This window comes from Kitasatospora sp. NPDC002040 (genome assembly GCF_040296785.1).
In the GTDB taxonomy this organism is placed as follows: domain Bacteria; phylum Actinomycetota; class Actinomycetes; order Streptomycetales; family Streptomycetaceae; genus Kitasatospora.
Window position 1 is genome coordinate 23,409 of sequence record NZ_JBEOXV010000028.1, and the last position, 18,998, is coordinate 42,406.

Sequence of the window (18,998 nt, forward strand, 5' to 3'; positions counted from 1 at the left end):
CCGCGCGCGGAACGGTCGCACTCCGTATGCGAGGGTAACGCTCCGTCAGGGGGCGACGGTGAAGTTCGCCAGGACCCGGGCGCCGAGTTCCTGGTCGCCGTCGACGGCGACCGGGCCCGGGCGGCCGCGGCCGCAGGCGAGGCGGACGTAGGTCTCCCAGGTGAGGGTGAGGCGGACGTCGGGGGCGAGGCTGACGGTCTCGTCGATGGTGGCCCGGCCGTCGTCGCCGACCCGGACGGTGCGGAGGAATTCGAGCGGGCCGGAGACGTCGAGGGCCAGCGTGGTGCCGGGCGGGGCGCCGACGTTCTTGGCCAGGACCTTGGGGAGTCCGGCCAGCAGCAGGTCGCGGGTGATCCGGGCGGCGGCGGAGTCGAGGTTGCCGGGGACGCCGAGGGCGCGGCGGAGGTCCTGCTCGTGCACCCAGACGTCGAAGGTGCGCAGCCGGAGCAGCTGGGTGTACGGGACGTCCCGGGAGAGCGGCCCGGCGGGCCAGCGGACCAGGTCGTCCGGCTCGTGCCTGCTGTTGCGCAGGGCGCGCTGGCGGCGGATCACCGTGTACTCGAGCTCGCCGGTCATCTCGGGTGCGGTGTGGCAGCGCCGCTTGTCGACCGGGAGCTCCATGTAGCGGGCGAACTCGCTGGTGACGTGCCGGAGGTCGCGGGGCAGCGAGTGGATCGGCCGGGGGTCGCCGAGGAGCTCGGACTCCAGCGCGATGATGTGCGAGACCACGTCGCGGACCGACCAGCCGGGGCAATCGGTGGGCCGGTTCCAGGCGTCGGTGGGCAGCGGGGCGAGCAACTCGGATATCGCCTCGATGGACTGTGTCCACGCGTCGATGCAAGCCTGCACGGTCTGGTTGTCCGTCACGGGATTCTCCGGCCCTCCGTCAGCTTCCGTACTGCACCGCCCAGAAGTGGGAACCCGGGTGTTCCGGCTTCCGGGCGGAGGCGCTAACCGCACGTTACGCTGCCGGGTGACAGCCGGGCAGCGCTTTCGGGTGACGATCGTAGGACTGGTCCCATGGACGGTGGTAGTGTGCGCGCTTCATTGATCCAAATCGACGTCTCGGACGCCGAACCACCCGCCGAACGGCGGGCCAGGGCAGCCGCGTTGGTACGCGCCCAGGAGGGCGCGGACCTGGTGGTACTGCCTGAGCTCTGGCCGCTCGGCGGCTTCGCCTACGACGCCTGGTCGGACGGCGCCGAACCACTGGACGGGCCGACCGCCGAGGCGATGTCGGCCGCCGCGCGGGCCGCCGGGGTGTGGCTGCACGCCGGTTCGATCGTCGAACGCGATCCGGACGGCCCGATCTACAACACCTCGCTCCTGTTCGCCCCGGACGGCGAGCTGACCACCACCTACCGCAAGATCCACCGCTTCGGCTTCGACAGCGGCGAGGCGATCGCGATGGGGGCGGGCCAGGAGATCGTCGCGACCACCACCGAGCTGGGCACCATCGGCCTGGCGACCTGTTACGACCTGCGGTTCCCGGAGCTGTTCCGGGCCCTGCTGGACGCCGGGGCCGAGCTGCTGCTGGTACCGGCCGCCTGGCCGGAGCGGCGGCGCGAGCACTGGACCCTGCTGGCCCGGGCCCGGGCGGTGGAGGAGCAGGCGTACGTGCTGGCCTGCAACACGGCCGGCACGCACGGCGGGGTCGAGCAGGCGGGCCACAGCATCGTGGTCGACCCGTGGGGCCGGGTGCTGGCCGAGGCGGGCGCGGGCGAGCAGGTGCTGACGGTGGACTTCGACCCGGCGGGGGCGGCGAAGGCGCGGTCCGAGTTCCCGGTGCACCGGGACCGGCTGCTGGGGATTCCGGCACCCGTCCAGCGCTGACCGGGGGCCGGGCGCATGTCCGGGTATCGACACTGTTAGGGCTCTTGCGCACCAGGTGGGCGCATTTGAGAAGATGAGCCCTGGTCGTGTTCCCCCGAGCCGGCCGACGAGCAGCGCCGAACCCGGAGAGGAGGCCGCCGCCCGGATGTCCAGCCCGATGGCTCCCCCCGGCGACGGTCGCCCGGCGATCCAGCGCAACAGCCTGCGCGAGCAGATCGCCGCCGCGCTGCGCGAGGAGATGATGGCGGGCCGCCTGGCGGCCGGCCGCAACTTCACCGTGAAGGAGATCGCCGAGCTGTACGGCGTCTCCGCCACCCCGGCCCGGGAGGCCCTGGTCGACCTGGCGGCCCAGGGCCTGCTCCGGACCGAGCACCACCGCGGCTTCACCGTGCCGGAGTTCGACTGGGCGGACTTCCTGGAGATCTTCGAAGCCCGCACCATGCTCACCGACAGCGCCTTCCGGCAGCTCGGCAGCCGGGTCAGCCGGTACGACTGGCGCCGGCTGCCGTCGCTCCGCCGCCGCGCCGACGCGGCCCAACGGGCGGCCCGGTCGGGGCAGTTGGACGTACTGGTCGGCTGCGACCTGCGGTTCTGGCACGAGGCGGGGGCACTGCTCGACAACACCCGGATCTCCGGCTACCTGGGCTGGCTGCGGGTGCAGTCGTGGATGTTCGCGGCCCCCTACCTGCGGGCCGCCGACGGGTCGGAGGGGGTCTGCTGGGACCGCCATCCGGAGCTGGTGGACCGGATCGAGGCCCGGGACGTGGCCGGGGCGCACCAGGTGGTGAACGAGTACAACCTGTTCACCGTCGAGCTGCTGGCCCGGCTGGCCGGCCGGCCGCTGGAGTCGGTGGCGGTGCTGCCGCTGCTCCGCCGCCCGGTGGGCCCGCCGCCCGAGCCGGTCACCTTCGCACCGGAGGGCGAGGTGGGCCTCGGCCTGGTCCCGCTGCCCCGCGCCGTCCCGCCGGGCCGCTTCGGCCGCCCGCTGAGCCCGAGCCCCGGCTCCGGCCCCGGCACCGAGGAGCCCGTCTCGCAGTAGGGTGGGCCTCTTCGTTGTCCGCCCCCTGGAGAGGAAGAGCCGGCCCATGGCCTGCGACCTCTGGCTCGTCCCGCTGGTGGACGTCCTGACGCACAGCCCCGAGAACCCGTTCCGGGACGATCTCGCGCGCTACAACGCGGCCCTGGTCGCGCACGGTCTGCCCGAGGTCCCGGTCTACCGGTACTCGGAGGAGATCAGCGGCTCGGTGGAGCCGATAGCCGCCTTCGACTACGACTCGCTGCACTTCCTGCGGCGGGCCTACCTGCTGGGGCTGACCGGATTCGCGATCGAGCCGGTGGACGCGCTCGGCGGCGACTACGAGCAGCTGCTGGAGATGTTCGAGTCGACGGCCGAACAGTCGCACCTGGTCTGGCACTTCGACCACGCCGGGGCGTACGTGCCGATCGACTTCCAGCTCCCGCTGGTCGCGGAGGAGCTGCTCACCGCGGGCGGCCCGCTCGGCTCCTCGTACGGGCTGCTGCGGGAACTCCAGGCGGTGGCACCGGTGTTGGGGATCGACCCGCTGAACCCGCCGGCTCCGACCCGGCCGCTCGCGCCGACCGAGCTGGAGCAGACCTTCGAGCCGCCGATCGACGACCTGCACCCGTTCGCCCGGGAGCGGCACGCCTGGGCCGGGCTGTACGCGGCGGCCACCCGGAGCGTCACCCAGGGTTCGATGATCGTCTTCGCCTGACGGCGCATCGTTTCTGCAGAGGCGCCCGCCCCGGTGCGGGCGCCCCACGCAGCTAGCGCAGCGGCCCCTCCGGGGGACGCTGGCGCGGCATGGTCGGGCGGGTGCCCGGCGAGGGGAGGATGCGGACCTGCGCACCGGTACCGCTCTCGGTGCGGCCGCCCCAGGGGCCGGGGGACTGGGTGGGCAGCTGGGTCATGGTGGCGCGGAACTCCAGCATCCACTCCGAGGTCTCACCCCGGACCACGTCGGAGACGTCCTCGCAGAACCGGCGCAGCACGCCGAGACAGCGCTCGGCGGCCTCCCCCGCGGTGCCCTCGGTCGGGCCGAGCACCTCGCGCACGCACTCGGAGGCCCAGTCGAACTGGAACGCCTCCAGCCGCCGCTGCAGCGCCTGGGCGGTGCTGACGTCCCGCATCCAGCCGGAGGTCTGGCCGAAGGCCCGGTCCACCCCGAGGCAGGCGGCGGAGAGCGCCAGGCCGACGTAGCCCCAGCTCGGCGAGGACCAGGAGACCCCGCTCAGCGAGAGCAGCGGCGCGGTCACCCCGGCGACCGCGAAGGCGGCCGAGCCGAACCGCAGCAGCCGGGCCCAGCGGCGCTTCCAGACCCGGTCCCGGCGGTACCAGTCGATCGCCTCGACGGCCCGCTCCTCGGACCAGCGGTAGAGCTCCTCCAGCCGCTCGGCCGGCTCGCCCCAGTCCCCGAGCGGGAACTGGCGGGCACTCAGATCGGTGCGGCGGCGGGTGGGGGTCCGTGCGGCGGAGGCCGCGACGGGCTGGTCCTCCTCACCGACTTCCTTGCCCCAGGGGCTCTCCTCGGGCTGCATTTCCGGCTGGCTCACCTGTGGGGCTCCCTGTGGCGGGCGGACTGCTGAGGCCCTGGCGGGTACCGGGCCTGACGGTGCGTCGATCGGCCAGTGTTCCGGACACCGGCCAGATGTGACACCTCGTCGGACGGGCGGCGCCGCGAGCGGTGTGGGTCGCCCATGGTGCCGTGCAACGGTGACGGCCGGTGCTCGTCCAACAGCACTTCTTACCGCCAAATGGCTGACCATGTGGCCGCTTCGGCAGCGATCGTTATCGGATTTCACCCCATCAAGCCGAGGTGGGGGAGTTGCGGCGGTCGGCGAGATTTCACCCGTCCGAGCGAGCCCGCTCGGCCCCCTCACCCTGACCCGGCCACTCTGGCCGGTCCGGCCGGACCCGGGGGCTGGAGGTTCCTCCAGTTTCGTGCGTGTACCGCGCCGCCGGCTTGGAGGTTCCGCCGGGACCGGCGAAGGTGCCGAACCGGCCACCGACTACTCTTCAAGGCGTGAAGGTCCTCGTCATCGGCGGCGGCGCCCGCGAACACGCCCTGTGCCGCTCTCTGTCCCAAGATCCCGCCGTGACCGAGCTGCACTGTGCCCCGGGCAACGCCGGGATCGCACAGGTGGCGACGGTCCACCCGGTCGACCAGCTGGACGGTGCGGCCGTGGCCGCACTGGCCCGGCAGCTCGACGCCGAACTGGTCGTGGTCGGCCCGGAGGCCCCGCTGGTCGCGGGCGTCTCGGACGCCGTCCGCGCGGCCGGCATCCCCGTCTTCGGCCCGTCCGGGGAGGCCGCCCAGCTGGAGGGCTCCAAGGCCTTCGCCAAGGACGTGATGGCCGGCGCCAACGTGCCGACCGCCCGCTCCTACGTCTGCACCACCGAGGCCGAGGCGGCCGAGGCGCTGGACGCCTTCGGCGCCCCGTACGTGGTGAAGGACGACGGCCTGGCGGCCGGCAAGGGCGTGGTGGTCACCTCCGACCGCGCCGAGGCGCTGGCGCACGCGGTCTCCTGCGACCGCGTGGTGATCGAGGAGTACCTGGAAGGCCCCGAGGTCTCGCTGTTCGCGATCACCGACGGCGTCACCGTGCTCCCGCTGGTGCCCGCGCAGGACTTCAAGCGCGCGCTGGACGACGACCAGGGCCCGAACACCGGCGGCATGGGCGCGTACTCGCCGCTGCCGTGGGCACCCGAGGGCCTGGTGCAGGAGGTGCTGGAGACCGTCCTGCAGCCGACCGTGGACGAGCTGCGGCACCGGGGCACCCCGTTCTCCGGCCTGCTCTACGCCGGTCTGGCGCTGACCTCGCGCGGCACCCGGGTGATCGAGTTCAACGCCCGCTTCGGCGACCCGGAGACCCAGGTCGTGCTGGCCCGGCTGCGCACCCCGCTGGCCGGCGTCCTGCTGGCCTCGGCGAACGGCACCCTGGACACCCTGGAGCCGCTGCGCTGGGACGAGGGCGCCGCGGTCACCGTGGTGATCGCCTCCGAGGGCTACCCGGCCGCCCCGCGCACCGGTGACCCGATCGAGGGCCTGGCCGAGGTCGAGGCCGAGGGCGCGTACGTGCTGCACGCCGGCACCGCGACCGGTCCGGACGGCGAGGTGCTCAGTGCCGGTGGCCGGGTGCTCTCGGTCACCGCGGCCGGGGCCGACCTGGCCGAGGCCCGCGAGCTCGCCTACCGGGGCGTCGCGCGGATCTCGCTCAAGGGCGGGCAGCACCGCACCGACATCGCGCTGAAGGCGGCGCAGTAGGTCCCGCGGTTTTCGGAAGGGCGTTGCGGCCGGTCATCCCACCGGCCGCAACGCCCTTCGGCGTTCCCGGCGGCCAGTCGCCACACCGGTCGGCGGCAGGATTCCAGCCCTTCGGGTGATCCGGTCGCCATCCGGCTGACGGGACCGGGCCCCGGGTCGTAGGGTGCGCTGGATCGCGTCGGCGGCCCGGCTGCCGGTGTGGCCGCCGCCGGGTGTCCGGGCGCGGCCGGGGGGATGCTGTTGGGGGCGCTCGGTCCGACCGTCGCGTCACCAGGACGGGTGGAAACGGTAGCGATCCGGAACGCCCGCCCGCTGACTGGCGTCAGAACTGTCAGAAGTGCCATGCACGATGCACAACCGGGGCCGACGTCCGTCGTCCTCCGTTCGGATACTGATCATTTCGAGTCGGCTCGGGTGTCCGGGTCGCGGCCGGCCCCCTGCGAGCGGGGGCACCGCGGCCCGTGGACGCCGGCTCCGAAGGGGGTGCCGCGCCGTATGGCCGCTGTCGACGCAGCCCGCGCACGGGCCCAGGCCGTGCTCCGGGTCCGCGGGCGCGCACTGGGTGCCGCCGCACTGCCCGCCGCTCTCGCCGTGGTGCTGTTCGCGGGCCGGCTCACCGGCCGGATCGGCGCTCCCGGCTCCGCCGACGCGACGGCCTGGGACGTGGTCCGCTGGGTGGTCGGGGTGATCGCCGTCTTGGTGCTGCTGGGCGCCTGGCTGGCGGCCCGGACGTACGCCAGGGCGGTGCCGCCGCGCACGCCCGCGGTGCCGATCGCCGAGTCCGCCGCGCCGGAGCTGTACCGGCAGATCGGCGAGCTGGCCGATCGGCTCGGTGTGCCCGCCCCGTCCGGCATCGCGCTCACCCCCGACTGCGACAGCTGGCTGGAAGAGGTGCACACCCCGGGCCGGCGGGGCCGGGCCCCGGCCCCGCCGGTCGCGGGGGAGGTGCTCTCGGCCGGGTCCGACGGCGCGGCCGAGGCCGCGCCGGTGCTGGTGATCGGCTCCCCGTTCCTCTGGTGGATGCGGGCCGGCGAGCTGCGCGCCCTGCTGGCCCCGGTGGTGGCCGGTACGGCGGCCGCGGCCGATCCGGAGATCGCCGCCGCCCGCCGCTTCCTGCGCAGCCTGGACGCCTCGCTCGGCGAGCCGCGGCGCGGGCCCGCCGCCCTGGTCGACCGGGTCACCTGGCTGCTGCTGGGCGCCTGCCGCGAGCACTCCGCCGAGTTGGAGCGGGCGGTCGCGGCGGCCGCCTCCGAGCAGGCCAAGGCGGTCGACTACGGGCTGCGGATCGCCGCCCAGGAGCAGGTCGGCCTCGCCTACGCGGGGTGGGACAGGCTGCTCACCCGGGTCGCGCTGCCCGCCTGGCGGCTCGGCCGCCACCCGGCCCGGCTGAACGCCGGGGTGGTCTCCGCCCTGACCGAGCTGTCCCGCCGGGACCGGCTGGCCGACGGGTACGGCACCCGGCTCGGCGACCGCCCGGCCTGCGACCTGCTGGAGGAGCCCGGCGCGGTCGACGCGGCGGTCTCGCTGCTGGCGGCCGAGGTGTTGTTCGGCGAGCCCTTCGGGACCGAGGGCACCGGCTGGCGCGAGCTGGACTGGGCCGACTACCCGGCCGAGGTGGTCGGGCTCGGCTGGCGCGGCCAGTCCGAGGCGCTGCGCGCGGTGCTCGGGGAGCGCGCGCCCGAGGAGGCCGCACCGACCCTGCACCTCGTGCTGGCCCGGCTCGCGGAGGGTGGCGGCGAGCCCCTTGCCGCAGCACTCGCCGCCCACCTGGCGCGCACCGCACAGATCGCGCCCCCGCTGCAGGTGGTCCGCAGCGGGCGGGACCTGCTGGTCGACCACGTCACCGCACTGGTCTGCCTGGCCGCCGTCGACACCGGCCTCGGCCGCCCCGGCCTGGACTGGCTGGACGGCCCGGTCCTGCTGGTGGACGGCGTCCGCCGCCCCGAGCTGGCCGGCCTGGTCGCCGGCGCGGTGGAGCAGGGGAAGGACGCCCCGCTGCGGGCCTGGCTGGAGGCGGCCGGCCTGCGGTTGGAGGGTCCGGTCCGGCTCTGACCGGCCGTCGGTCCGTCAGCGGTCCGCCCCGGAGGCGCTCCGGTGACGAAGCAATTTTCAAAAATACTTGTTGCTACGGTGGGGTGACGCAGCGCCAGCACTGTGGTGTGCTGGTCCGCACGCACATCCGCCTGGCACATGCCACCGGGGGCCGAGTCGGGCCGGTGCGAGTGTGGGAGGGCGCGTGGGGACGGAACTCAACCGCCGCTGGGAGTCGGGCACGTTGAAGCACGGTGTCTCCGATCCCTTCGGCCAGGGCCCACTGCCGTGGCTGCGGAGCCCGGACCAGTACGTGGCCGGCATCGAAGGCGCGGTCCCGTGGTACGTCAGCCTGGACGCGCCCGGCCAGCTCCCCGCGGGCGTGCCGCGGCCGAGACCGCCGGTCGGTACTCCGGCCAACTCCGACGACGTGCAGCAGCAGATCAAGGGTTTCGCCTCGGCCGGGGTGATCCGCCCCGGCGGCTCGATCGACCTGCGGGTCACGGTGAACCCGCCGCGCGAGTTCACCGTGGACGTCTACCGGATCGGCCACTACGGCGGCGACGGCGCCCACCACATGACGTCCAGTCCGCTGATCGCCGGGCTGGCCCAGCCGGCCCCGCTGGTGGTCGGCCGCACCGTCTCCTGCCACCACTGGTGGCAGTCCTGGCGGCTGCACGTGCCCTCGCACTGGCAGCCCGGTGCGTACGTCGCGGTGCTGACCACCGCCGACAACCTGCACCGCAGTCACATCCCGTTCACGGTGCGGGACTTCGACCAGCAGACGCACCCGTCCGAACTGCTGCTGGTGATCCCCGACGTCACCTGGCAGGCGTACAACCTGTTCCCCGAGGACGGCCAGCACGGGGCCAGCCTCTACCACGCCTGGGACGGGGCGGGCGGGCTGCTCGGCGAGCAGGAGGCGGCCGTCACGGTGTCGTTCGACCGCCCGCACGCGGGGGCCGGGCTGCCGCTGCACGTCGGCCACGCCTACGACTTCATCCGCTGGGCCGAGCGCTACGGCTACGACCTCGCCTACGCCACCGCGACCGACCTGCACGCCGGGCTGGTCGACCCGGCCAGGCACCGGGCGCTGATTTTCCCCGGGCACGACGAGTACTGGTCCGAGCCGATGCGGCGGGCCGTCGAGCAGGCCAGGGACGGCGGCACCTCGCTGGTCTTCCTCTCCGCCAACACCATGTACTGGCGGGTCGAGCTCACCCCCAGCCCGGCCGGCGAGCCCAACCGGCTGCTCAACTGCCGCAAGCGCCAGCGCCTCCACCCCGGCCACCCGGCCGCCGGGGCGCCGGGCGGGCAGAGCGCGCTCTGGCGGGACGCGGGCGAGCCGGAGCAGCACCTGCTGGGCGTCCAGTACGCGGGCCGGGTGCCCGCGCCGGTGCCGCTGCTGGCCCGGAACACCGGGCACTGGCTCTGGGAGGGCACCGGGCTGCGGGAGGGGGAGGAGGTGCCCGGCCTGGTGGCCGGCGAGGCCGACCGCTACTACCCGAAGGTCGCGCTGCCCGAGCACACCGAGCGCACCCTGCTCGCGCACTCCCCGTACCGGGACACCGCCGGGCGCACCCGGTACCAGGAGACCTCGCTCTACCGGGCACCGAGCGGCGCGTACGTCTTCGCCGCGGGCACCTTCGCCTGGTCGCCGGCGCTGGACCGCCCCGGGCACACCGACGAGCGGATCCAGCGGGCCACCGCCAACCTGCTCGACCACCTGTGCAAGGGGGGAGCGGGCGGCGCATGAAAGACTCGGTGCCCAGAGCCCCCCTTCCTCTGAGGACTGAGACGACCTTGAGCGGATTTGTCACCAAGCCCGAGCCGGTCCAGGTACCTGGTCTGGAACACCTGCACACCGGCAAGGTGCGCGACCTCTACCGGGCCGCCAACGGCGACCTGGTGATGGTGGCCAGCGACCGGACCTCCGCCTTCGACTGGGTGCTGCCCAACGAGATCCCGGACAAGGGCCGGGTGCTCACCCAGCTCTCGCTCTGGTGGTTCGAGCGGATCGCCGACATCGTGCCCAACCACGTGATCTCCACCGAGCTGCCGGCCGGAGCGCCCGCCGACTGGGAGGGGCGCACGCTGATCTGCCGCGCGCTGGAGATGGCACCGGTCGAGTGCGTCGCCCGCGGCTACCTGACCGGCTCCGGTCTGAAGGAGTACCGCGCGGACCGCACGGTCTGCGGCATCGCCCTCCCGGAGGGGCTGGAGGACGGCTCCGAGCTGCCCGCCCCGATCTACACCCCCGCGCTCAAGGCCGAGGTCGGCGAGCACGACGAGAACGTCCCCTACGAGGAGACCGCCCGCCGGCTCGGCGCCGAACTGGCCACCACGCTCCGGCAGACCACCCTCGCGGTGTACGGCCGGGCCCGGGACATCGCCCGTGAGCGGGGCATCATCCTGGCCGACACCAAGTTCGAGTTCGGGCTGCTGGACGGCGAGCTGGTGATCGGCGACGAGGTGCTGACGCCGGACTCCTCGCGCTTCTGGCCCGCCGACCAGTGGGAGCCGGGCCGGGCCCAGCCCTCCTTCGACAAGCAGTTCATCCGCGACTGGCTGGCCTCCCCGGAGTCCGGCTGGGACCCGGCCGGCGAGCTCCCGCCGCCGGCGCTGCCCGCGGAGATCGTCGCGGCCTCCCGGGCCAAGTACATCGAGGCGTACGAGCGCCTCACCGGCAACACCTGGGCGTAAGGCTCGTACGGGGTCCGGTACTTGCGGACCGGGCCCCGGCCGCCGGGTGGCGTCTGCCTAGATCCACCCGTGTTCGCGGGCGATCCGGACCGCCGCGTGGCGGTTCTCCGCGCCGAGCTTGGTGGCGGCGGCGGAGAGGTAGTTGCGGACGGTGCCCGGGGAGAGGGCTGCGCGGGCGGCGATCTCGGCGATCGAGGTGCCGTCGGCGGCGAGCTCCAGCACGTCGGTCTCACGCGGCGTCAGGGGGCTCTCGCCGGCGGCGATCGCGTCGGCGGCCAGCTCGGGGTCGACGTACCGTCCGCCGCCCCTGACCGTGCGGATGATGCCGGCCAGGTCGGCGGCGGAGACGGTCTTCGGCAGGAAGCCCCGGACCCCGACCTCCAGGGCGCGCTTGAGGTAGCCCGGCCGCCCGTGCCCGGTGACGATCATGGTGCGGCAGTCCGGCAGGACCCGCCGCAGCTCGGTCGCCACCTCCAGCCCGTCCAGCCCCGGCATCTGCAGGTCCAGCACGGCGACGTCCGGGCGGTGCGCCTTGGCCATCGCCAGCGCCTCGGGGCCGGAGGCCGCCTCGGCCACCACGGTGAGGTCGTCCTCCAGCGCGAGCAGTGCGGCCATCGCGCCGCGGATCAGGTGCTCGTCGTCCGCGAGCAGGATGCGAATGGTCATCCGGGGGAGACCTCCAGCGAGAGGGCGGGTGCGGTCAGCGGCAGGTCCACGGCCAGCCGGAACCGGCCGGGTCCGGCCGGGGGAGTGGCGAGCTCGCCACCGTACACGGCGAGGCGTTCGCGCAGCCCGGTCAGGCCGGTGCCGCTGCCGCCGGGCTGACCCGCCGTCACACCGTCGTTCTCGATCTCGAGCAGGGCCATTCCGCCGCCGACCCGGAGCCGGATCAGGCAGCTGGCGGCCTCGCTGTGGCGGAGCACGTTGGTGGTGGCCTCGCGGACCACCCAGCCGAGCACCGACTGGGCGGTGACCGGGAGTTGGTCGATGCCGCCGAGCTCGACCTCGCAGGCCACGTCGGCGGCGCGGAGCACCGAGCGGGCGCCGGTGAGCTCGGCGTGCAGGTCGGCGGTGCGGTAGGCCCGGACCACGTCGCGCACCTCGCGCTGGGACTCCTGGGCGATCCGCTGCACCTCGGTCATCTGGTCGGCGGCCTCGGGGCGGCCCCGGCGGGCGAGTTGGGCGGCCAGCTCGCTCTTCAGCGCGATGGTGGTGAGGTTGCGGCCGAGCACGTCGTGCAGGTCGCGGGAGAACCGCAGCCGCTCCTCCGCCACCGCCAGCCGGGACTGGGTCTCCCGGGCGCCGTCCAGCTCCCAGACCACGCCGGCCAGCCAGGCCGAGCAGCGGCAGGTGAAGGCGAACAGCAGGCAGGACAGCGCGACGGCGGTGAGCACCCCGAGCGAGGTACCGATCGGGAAGCCGGCCAGCAGCAGGGCGGGCAGCACCAGGAGCAGGACGCCGCCGGCGAGCGCGGCGGACAGCCGGTGCGGCAGGACCACGGAGACCGGGCCGAACCAGAACATCAGCAGCAGCGGGGCGATCGACACCCCGGCCGGGTCGTCGCCGCCGGTGAGCACCAGGCCCCAGACGCCGGCCAGTGCCACCGCGGTGGAGAGGGCGAGCAGCAGGACGGGCCGGGGGCGGCGGCCGAGGTAGTGGGCCAGTCCGGTCCGGACCAGCAGGACGGAGAGGACGGTGCCGACCAGCGCGGCGGCGGCCAGCACCTGGAGGGTCAGCACGGACAGCTTCTCGGCCTGGCCGACGGCGGTGGCCAGGACCGCCAGCGGTTCGACTCCCGCCGCCACGTACAGGGACCAGCGGACGTAGAGCTCGGTCCGCTGCGGCTTGCCCTGGGCGTGCCAGCGGCGCAGCGGGTGGGCCAGTTCCACGGGATCTCCTACGGACGGTGTCGGTGCTGCAGTCTTCTTATCAGTCAGCGCCGGGGCTCCCAGCGGAACCAGCGGTTGGTGGCCCAGACGGCAGCGGCGGTCCAGGCCAGGCCGAGGGCGAGCAGCGGGAGGGCGTCGGACCAGGTGCCGGCGAAGTCGGTGGCCGGGGCCGAGCCCTCGGTGCCGAACCAGCCGAGCCGGAGCAACTGGAAGGCGGGGGTGGTGGGCAGCAGCCGGCAGACGGTGGCGAGCTGCTCGGGCATCGAGTCGATCGGGAGGATCAGGCCGGAGCCGAACTGACTGATCAGCAGCACCGGCAGGGTGGTGATCCCGGCGCTCTCCACCGTCCTGGTGACCACGCTGGAGAGCGCGGCGAGCCCGACCAGCAGGGCGATCAGCAGGACGAGCCCGAGCACCACCAGCACCGGGTTGACCGGCATCCGCAGGTCCAGGCCGACCGCCCCGGCGCCGCACAGCACCACGCTCAGCAGGGCGGCCAGCAGCACCGAGGGCACCGCCGTCCCGGCCAGGATCTCCAGGTCCCTGGCCTCGCCGGTGCGCAGCCGCTTGAGCACCAGCTCGCCGCGGCGGGCGACGTAGGCGGCGGTCAGGTTGTAGTAGACGACGAACATCGGGATCAGTCCGAGCAGTCCGCTGACCAGCAGGCCGGCGGTGCTGATCCCGGGGAACTCCCCGGCCTGCTGCTTCATCGGCTCGGCCAGCGCGACCACCAGCAGCGGCGGCAGCGCCAGCGCGGTGAACAGGGCGGTCCGGTTGCGGAACAGCAGGGTGGTCTCGGCCCGGCCGAGGGCGAGCAGGCGGCCGGTGGCGGTGGTGGTCATCGGACGGCTCCGGTCAGGTCGGTGGCGGACGGCGCGGCGGTGGACGGGGCGGAGGCGATGGCCAGGAAGGCCTCCTCCAGCGAGGCGCTGCGGGCGTCCAGCGCGTTGAGCGGAATCCCCTGCCGGGCGGCCCAGTTGAGCAGCTCGGTGAGGGTGGCCTGCAGGGTCGGGGTGCGCACGGTGATCCGGCGGCCCTCGGCCGTGACCTCGGCGCCGGCCAGCGGGGGCAGCCCGACGGTCTCGAACGGGCCGCTGCGCTCCGGGAGTTCGAAGCCGATCCGGGACGGGCGGCCGGCGATCACCTCGGCCACGGTGCCCTCGACGACGATCCGGCCGCCGTGCATGATGGCGAGCCGGTCGGCCAGCTCCTCGGCCTCTTCGAGGTAGTGCGTGGTGAGCAGCACGGTGGTGCCCTGGGCCCGGAGTTCGCGGACCAGCCGCCAGGTGGCCGCCCGGGCCTCCGGGTCGAGGCCGGTGCTGGGCTCGTCCAGGAACAGCACCTCGGGGCGGCCGAGCAGGGCCAGCGCCAGGTCGAGCCGGCGGCGCTCGCCGCCGGAGAGCTGCTTGACCCGGACGGTGCGGCGGTGCAGCAGGCCGACCAGGTCGAGCGCCTCGTCCACCGGCCGGGCGCCGCTGGTCATTCCGGCCCAGGACCGGCCGGTCTCGGCGACGGTCAGCTCGGACGGGAAGCCGCCCTCCTGGAGCATGATCCCGATCCGCGGGCGGACGGCGGTCCGCTCCCGGTACGGGTCGTGGCCGAGGACCCGGATCCGGCCCGCGGTCGGGGCGGCCAGGCCCTCGATCAGCTCCATGGTGGAGGTCTTGCCGGCGCCGTTGGTGCCGAGCAGGGCGAAGAGTTCGCCCCGCTGCACGGTGAGGTCCAGGCCCCGGACGGCGTCGAAGCCGGCCGCCCCGGCCGGGCCGTAGCGCCGGTGCAGGCCGGTGACCTCGATGACGGGTGGCTCGGTGCGGCTGATGTCCATGCCCACCAGCCTCCCGCCCGGTCGGCCGCGCGGGCAGTGCGTGCCGTCACCGGTCGGGGGCGCGTTCGCACGGGTGGGCGGTGACAAATGTCATCGGCACCGGCGGTGCGCAGGAACGACGAAGGGCCCCCTCGATGAGGGGGCCCTTCAACTGAGCGGACGACGAGATTCGAACTCGCGACCCTCACCTTGGCAAGGTGATGCTCTACCAACTGAGCCACGTCCGCACGATCTTCAATTTTTTACTGCGAGCGGACGACGAGATTCGAACTCGCGACCCTCACCTTGGCAAGGTGATGCTCTACCAACTGAGCCACGTCCGCACGGTGCTTCTTGAAGCACCGGTCGCCGTTGCGGTCTCCCGCTTGGCGACAGAAAGAACTCTACCCCATCGGAACGAGTGGTCGCCCCACCCTTTCCGCCTGGGCGGTCGGGGCGGGGCGTCGAGCCGGTCGGCGCAGGTCAGTTGGCCTCGGCGAAGGACTCGTAGACGTGCTTGGGAATGCGGCCCCGGGCGGGCAGCTCCATGCCGCGGGACTGGGCCCAGGCGCGCACGGCGGCCGGGTCCGGGGTGAGCGCGGTGCGGCGGAAGGACTTTCCGGCGCGGCTCTGCCGGCGGCCGGCCGCGACGAACGGGGCGAGGGCCTCCCGCAGCTTCTCCGCGTTGTCCAGGGACAGGTCGATCTCGTACGACTTTCCGTCCACACCGAAGTGGACGGTCTCGGCGGCGGCGCCGCCGTCCAGGTCGTCGGAGAGCGTGACAACTACACGCTGAGCCATGGGTGTCAATCCTCTCGGGCAATTCGGCCGCCGGGTGCGGGATGCGCCCGTGCGGCCCGATGTGCACCAGTCACGCGAGCGCCTACGGGCAGGCAGGTAGCCGCGCTGGATACGCAGCACTCGCCGTCACCGGTGGCCCTATTCTGCACCCAAAGCGGCCCGAAATCGAAGAGTCCTGCTTTCTTTTCCGGATATTCACGAGAGTTCGCCGGATCGGGATAGTGGGCGATGTGGGTGGTCGTTCTGTCCCGTAGTGCCGGTATTCGGACGTTCCAGAAGCGGCTGCGGAATCCATCGAAATGGGGTGGCGGTGGAAGCCCTGGGCGTGGTGGAACCCTTGGGGCGTAAGGGGCATGGGTCTACGCGCGTCGCCTTCTCGGGGCCCCGCCCGGTCAGCAAAGTCGCCCGAATGCCCCGGTAGTCTGGAGGTCCCCCGCCTCACGCACCACACCACCGGGAGTGCCAGTGGCTCGCGTCGTAGTCGACGTCATGCTCAAGCCCGAGATCCTCGACCCCCAGGGCCAGGCGGTGCAGCGTGCACTGCCCCGTCTGGGATTCGCCGGGATCGCCGATGTCCGTCAGGGCAAGCGATTCGAACTGGAGCTGGAGGGCCCGGTCGACGACGCCGCGCTCGCCCGGATCCGGGAAGCCGCCGAGACCTTCCTCGCCAACACCGTGATCGAGGACTTCACCGTCCGAGTCGAGGAGGAGGGCAAGTGACCACCCGCGTTGGCGTCGTCACTTTCCCCGGCTCCCTCGACGACCGCGACGCCCAGCGTGCGGTCCGCCTGGCCGGCGCCGAGCCGGTCGCCCTCTGGCACCGTGACAAGGATCTCCACCAGGTCGACGCCGTCGTCCTGCCCGGTGGATTCAGTTACGGCGACTATCTGCGCTGCGGCGCGATCTCCCGCTTCTCCCCGGTGATGGACACCATCATCGAGCAGGCGAAGCTGGGAATGCCGGTCCTCGGTATCTGCAACGGCTTCCAGGTGCTCTGCGAATCCCACCTGCTGCCCGGCGCGCTCACCCGCAACGACTCGCTGCACTTCGTCTGCCGCGACCAGAAGCTGCGGATCGAGAACAACGGCACGGCCTGGACCCGGGATTACTCGGTCGGCCAGGAAATCGTCGTCCCGCTGAAGAACGGCGAGGGCCGCTTCGTCGCCGACGAGCACGTGCTGGACCAACTCGAGGGCGAGGGCCGGATCGTGGCCCGCTACCTCGACGTCAACCCGAACGGTTCCTACCGCGATATCGCCGGCATCACCAACGCCGCCGGCAATGTCGTCGGTCTGATGCCGCACCCGGAGCACGCGGTCGAGCCGCTCACCGGCCCGACCACCGAGGGCCTGGGCTTCTTCACTTCCGTCCTCAAGCAGTTGGTGAACGCCTGATGTCCCTCGACACGGTCAAGAACGCCGAGCAGACCCCGGACGCCGCGCAGCCCTGGTCCGAACTCGGGCTGAAGGCTGACGAGTACGCCAAGATCAAGGAGATCCTCGGCCGGCGCCCCACCGGCGCCGAGCTGGCGATGTACTCGGTCATGTGGTCCGAGCACTGCTCGTACAAGAGCTCCAAGGTGCACCTCAAGCAGTTCGGCGAGAAGAAGCCGGACAGCGACGCGATGCTGGTCGGCATCGGCGAGAACGCCGGTGTGGTCGACGTGGGCCAGGGTTACGCGGTGACCTTCAAGGTCGAGTCGCACAACCACCCGTCGTACATCGAGCCCTACCAGGGCGCGGCCACCGGCATCGGCGGCATCGTCCGCGACATCCTGGCGATGGGCGCCCGCCCGGTCGCCGTGATGGACCCGCTGCGCTTCGGTGCGGCCGACCACCCCGACACCCGGCGCGTGCTGCCCGGGATCGTCGCGGGCATCGGCGGCTACGGCAACTGCCTGGGCCTGCCGAACATCGGCGGCGAGGTCGTCTTCGACTCCTGCTACCAGGGCAACCCGCTGGTCAACGCGCTCTGCGTGGGCGTGATGAAGCACGAGGACATCCACCTCGCGCAGGCCTCCGGCACCGGCAACAAGGTCATCCTGTACGGAGCCCGGACCGGCGGCGACGGCATCGGCGGCGTCTCGGTGCTGGCCTCCGAGACCTTCGACGCGACCGGCCCGGCCAAGCGCCCGGCCGTCCAGGTCGGCGATCCGTTCCAGGAGAAGCTCCTGATCGAGTCCACCCTGGAGATCTTCGCCGAGAAGCTGGTGCTCGGCATCCAGGACCTCGGCGGCGCCGGACTCTCCTGCGCCACCTCGGAGTTGGCCTCGGCCGGCTCCGGCGGCATGCGGATCGAGCTGGACACCGTGCCGCTGCGCGACAACACGCTCTCGCCCGAGGAGATCCTCATGAGCGAGTCGCAGGAGCGCATGTGCGCGATCGTCGAGCCCGGCAAGGTCGACCGCTTCCTGGAGATCTGCGAGAAGTGGGACGTCATCGCCACCGTCATCGGTGAGGTGACCGAGGGCGAGCGGCTGGAGATCTTCTGGCACGGCGAGCTGGTCGTGGACGTCCCGCCGCGCTCGGTCGCGCACGACGGCCCGACCTACAATCGCCCGTACGCCCGGCCGAGTTGGCAGGACGCGCTGCAGGCCGACGCGCCGACCGCCGAGCGGCTGGCCCGGCCGGCGAACGGCGAGGAGCTGAAGGCGGCGCTGCTGGCGGTCGCCGGCTCGCCGAACCAGGCCTCCAAGTCCTGGATCACCGACCAGTACGACCGGTACGTGATCGGCAACACCGTGCTGGCCACGCCCGAGGACTCGGGCATGATCCGGATCGACGAGGAGACCAACCTCGGCGTCTCGGTGGCCACCGACGGCAACGGCCGCTTCACCAAGCTGGACCCGTACACCGGTGCCCAGCTGGCGCTGGCCGAGGCCTACCGCAACGTCGCGGCCGGTGGCGCCAAGCCGCTCGCCGTCTCCGACTGCCTCAACTTCGGCTCCCCCGAGGACCCGGACGTGATGTGGCAGTTCGCCGAGGCGACCCGCGGTCTGGCCGACGCCTGCCTGGTCCTCGGCACCCCGGTGACCGGTGGCAACGTCTCGCTCTACAACCAGACCGGCGACACCGCCATCCACCCGACCCCCGTGGTCGCGGTGCTCGGCGTGATCGACGACGTCACCCGGCGGACCCCGATCGGCTTCGCCGAGGAGGGCCAGCTGGTCTACCTGCTCGGCGACACCGCCGACGACCTGGGCGGCTCCGCCTGGACCCAGGTCGTGCACGGCCACCTCGGCGGCCTGCCGCCCAAGGTGGACCTGGAGCGCGAGCGGCTGCTCGGCGACATCCTGATCGCCGCCTCGCGCGACGGCATGATCGACGCCGCGCACGACCTCTCCGACGGCGGCCTGGCCCAGGCCCTGGTGGAGAGCTGCCTCAAGGGCGGCAACGGCGCGCGCCTGATCGTGCCCGCCGGTCTCGACCCGTTCGTGTTCCTGTTCTCCGAGTCCGCGGGTCGCGCCATCGTGTCGATCCCGCGCAGCGAGGAGCTCCGGTTCAACGACATGTGCGGCGCCCGCGGCCTGCCGGCCACCCGGATCGGCGTGGTCGACGGTGACGTCCTGGAGGTCCAGGGCCAGTTCACCGTCTCGCTGGCCGAGCTGACGGACGCGCACACCGGCGTCATCGAGGCCCTGCTGGCCTGACGGCC

General features: G+C 73.1%; 17 protein-coding genes and 2 tRNA genes. 10 read left to right on the forward strand and 9 right to left on the reverse strand.

Translation table 11 applies throughout. The annotated features are described in order from the left end of the window. Window positions 1-45: 45 nt before the first annotated feature. On the reverse strand, window positions 46-867 hold the full coding sequence (locus ABT118_RS31450) for a maleylpyruvate isomerase family mycothiol-dependent enzyme (RefSeq protein ID WP_350677310.1): 822 nt from the start codon (window positions 865-867) through the stop codon (window positions 46-48). 168 nt (window positions 868-1,035) lie between these two features. Between ABT118_RS31450 and ABT118_RS31455 the strand changes: the two genes are divergently transcribed. From ABT118_RS31455 to ABT118_RS31465, 3 genes are all read left to right on the forward strand, one after another. Next, on the forward strand, window positions 1,036-1,833 hold the full coding sequence (locus tag ABT118_RS31455) for a carbon-nitrogen family hydrolase (protein WP_350677453.1): 798 nt from the start codon (window positions 1,036-1,038) through the stop codon (window positions 1,831-1,833). A 145-nt stretch (window positions 1,834-1,978) separates the two neighbouring features. After that, a complete protein-coding gene (locus ABT118_RS31460) occupies window positions 1,979-2,872 on the forward strand; it encodes a GntR family transcriptional regulator (protein WP_350677316.1) in 894 nt (297 codons plus the stop codon). A gap of 46 nt (window positions 2,873-2,918) precedes the next feature. Beyond that, window positions 2,919-3,566 carry a putative DNA-mimic protein gene (locus ABT118_RS31465; protein ID WP_350677321.1) on the forward strand — a complete coding sequence of 216 codons (648 nt, stop codon included), beginning with the start codon at window positions 2,919-2,921 and terminating at the stop codon, window positions 3,564-3,566. 52 nt (window positions 3,567-3,618) lie between these two features. Here the strand turns inward: ABT118_RS31465 and ABT118_RS31470 are convergent, their stop codons facing one another. Then, window positions 3,619-4,404, reverse strand: coding sequence for an SLATT domain-containing protein (locus ABT118_RS31470; RefSeq protein WP_350677326.1), 786 nt, complete (start codon window positions 4,402-4,404; stop codon window positions 3,619-3,621). A 470-nt stretch (window positions 4,405-4,874) separates the two neighbouring features. Here ABT118_RS31470 and purD point away from each other — a divergent pair, with 470 nt between their 5' ends. From purD to ABT118_RS31490, 4 genes are all read left to right on the forward strand, one after another. Then, on the forward strand, window positions 4,875-6,116 hold the full coding sequence (gene purD / locus ABT118_RS31475) for a phosphoribosylamine--glycine ligase (protein WP_350677331.1): 1,242 nt from the start codon (window positions 4,875-4,877) through the stop codon (window positions 6,114-6,116). A 495-nt stretch (window positions 6,117-6,611) separates the two neighbouring features. Beyond that, window positions 6,612-8,168: a hypothetical protein gene (locus tag ABT118_RS31480; RefSeq protein ID WP_350677335.1), complete on the forward strand. Its 1,557-nt coding sequence runs from the start codon at window positions 6,612-6,614 to the stop codon at window positions 8,166-8,168. 184 nt (window positions 8,169-8,352) lie between these two features. Beyond that, the gene (locus tag ABT118_RS31485) at window positions 8,353-9,903 is read left to right on the forward strand and encodes a N,N-dimethylformamidase beta subunit family domain-containing protein (RefSeq protein ID WP_350677343.1); all 1,551 of its coding nucleotides are present in this window, start codon (window positions 8,353-8,355) and stop codon (window positions 9,901-9,903) included. Window positions 9,904-9,950: 47 nt separating this feature from the next. Further along, window positions 9,951-10,850, forward strand: a complete 900-nt coding sequence (locus ABT118_RS31490; RefSeq protein ID WP_350677348.1) for a phosphoribosylaminoimidazolesuccinocarboxamide synthase — start codon at window positions 9,951-9,953, stop codon at window positions 10,848-10,850. 57 nt (window positions 10,851-10,907) lie between these two features. On the opposite strand, the gene ABT118_RS31495 is transcribed toward ABT118_RS31490, so the two are convergent. The 7 genes from ABT118_RS31495 to ABT118_RS31525 all read right to left on the reverse strand — a co-directional run bounded on the left by ABT118_RS31495 (window position 10,908) and on the right by ABT118_RS31525 (window position 15,344). Continuing rightward, window positions 10,908-11,516 carry a response regulator gene (locus ABT118_RS31495; protein WP_350677351.1) on the reverse strand — a complete coding sequence of 203 codons (609 nt, stop codon included), beginning with the start codon at window positions 11,514-11,516 and terminating at the stop codon, window positions 10,908-10,910. Continuing rightward, window positions 11,513-12,739: a sensor histidine kinase gene (locus ABT118_RS31500; protein WP_350677356.1), complete on the reverse strand. Its 1,227-nt coding sequence runs from the start codon at window positions 12,737-12,739 to the stop codon at window positions 11,513-11,515. The genes ABT118_RS31495 and ABT118_RS31500 overlap by 4 nt, the downstream gene beginning before the upstream one ends. 44 nt (window positions 12,740-12,783) lie before the next feature. Further along, window positions 12,784-13,581: an ABC transporter permease gene (locus tag ABT118_RS31505; RefSeq protein WP_350677361.1), complete on the reverse strand. Its 798-nt coding sequence runs from the start codon at window positions 13,579-13,581 to the stop codon at window positions 12,784-12,786. Further along, a complete protein-coding gene (locus ABT118_RS31510) occupies window positions 13,578-14,564 on the reverse strand; it encodes an ABC transporter ATP-binding protein (RefSeq protein ID WP_350677367.1) in 987 nt (328 codons plus the stop codon). Before ABT118_RS31510 ends, ABT118_RS31505 begins: the two co-directional genes overlap by 4 nt. 154 nt (window positions 14,565-14,718) lie before the next feature. Then, window positions 14,719-14,791 (reverse strand) — tRNA-Gly (locus ABT118_RS31515). A 23-nt stretch (window positions 14,792-14,814) separates the two neighbouring features. Continuing rightward, window positions 14,815-14,887 (reverse strand) — tRNA-Gly (locus ABT118_RS31520). Between the two features lie 139 nt (window positions 14,888-15,026). Further along, window positions 15,027-15,344 carry a histone-like nucleoid-structuring protein Lsr2 gene (locus ABT118_RS31525; RefSeq protein ID WP_057230366.1) on the reverse strand — a complete coding sequence of 106 codons (318 nt, stop codon included), beginning with the start codon at window positions 15,342-15,344 and terminating at the stop codon, window positions 15,027-15,029. 465 nt (window positions 15,345-15,809) lie between these two features. Here ABT118_RS31525 and purS point away from each other — a divergent pair, with 465 nt between their 5' ends. Genes purS through purL form a run of 3 tightly spaced genes read left to right on the forward strand, consistent with a single transcriptional unit; the run spans window position 15,810 to window position 18,993 of the window. Next, window positions 15,810-16,064: a phosphoribosylformylglycinamidine synthase subunit PurS gene (gene purS, locus ABT118_RS31530; RefSeq protein WP_033250393.1), complete on the forward strand. Its 255-nt coding sequence runs from the start codon at window positions 15,810-15,812 to the stop codon at window positions 16,062-16,064. Continuing rightward, window positions 16,061-16,738, forward strand: coding sequence for a phosphoribosylformylglycinamidine synthase subunit PurQ (gene purQ / locus ABT118_RS31535; protein ID WP_350677377.1), 678 nt, complete (start codon window positions 16,061-16,063; stop codon window positions 16,736-16,738). Before purS ends, purQ begins: the two co-directional genes overlap by 4 nt. Beyond that, a complete protein-coding gene (gene purL, locus ABT118_RS31540) occupies window positions 16,738-18,993 on the forward strand; it encodes a phosphoribosylformylglycinamidine synthase subunit PurL (RefSeq protein WP_350677383.1) in 2,256 nt (751 codons plus the stop codon). Before purQ ends, purL begins: the two co-directional genes overlap by 1 nt. Window positions 18,994-18,998: the final 5 nt, after the last annotated feature.

What these genes read in the sequence shown, in the direction of transcription:
- purL (WP_350677383.1), top strand. Translation starts at nt 16,738, where the DNA reads ATGTCCCTCGACACGGTCAAGAACGCCGAGCAGACCCCGGACGCCGCG.
- ABT118_RS31505 (WP_350677361.1), bottom strand. Translation starts at nt 13,581, where the DNA reads ATGACCACCACCGCCACCGGCCGCCTGCTCGCCCTCGGCCGGGCCGAG.
- ABT118_RS31525 (WP_057230366.1), bottom strand. Translation starts at nt 15,344, where the DNA reads ATGGCTCAGCGTGTAGTTGTCACGCTCTCCGACGACCTGGACGGCGGC.
- ABT118_RS31495 (WP_350677351.1), bottom strand. Translation starts at nt 11,516, where the DNA reads ATGACCATTCGCATCCTGCTCGCGGACGACGAGCACCTGATCCGCGGC.
- ABT118_RS31460 (WP_350677316.1), top strand. Translation starts at nt 1,979, where the DNA reads ATGTCCAGCCCGATGGCTCCCCCCGGCGACGGTCGCCCGGCGATCCAG.
- ABT118_RS31480 (WP_350677335.1), top strand. Translation starts at nt 6,612, where the DNA reads ATGGCCGCTGTCGACGCAGCCCGCGCACGGGCCCAGGCCGTGCTCCGG.
- ABT118_RS31465 (WP_350677321.1), top strand. Translation starts at nt 2,919, where the DNA reads ATGGCCTGCGACCTCTGGCTCGTCCCGCTGGTGGACGTCCTGACGCAC.
- ABT118_RS31510 (WP_350677367.1), bottom strand. Translation starts at nt 14,564, where the DNA reads ATGGACATCAGCCGCACCGAGCCACCCGTCATCGAGGTCACCGGCCTG.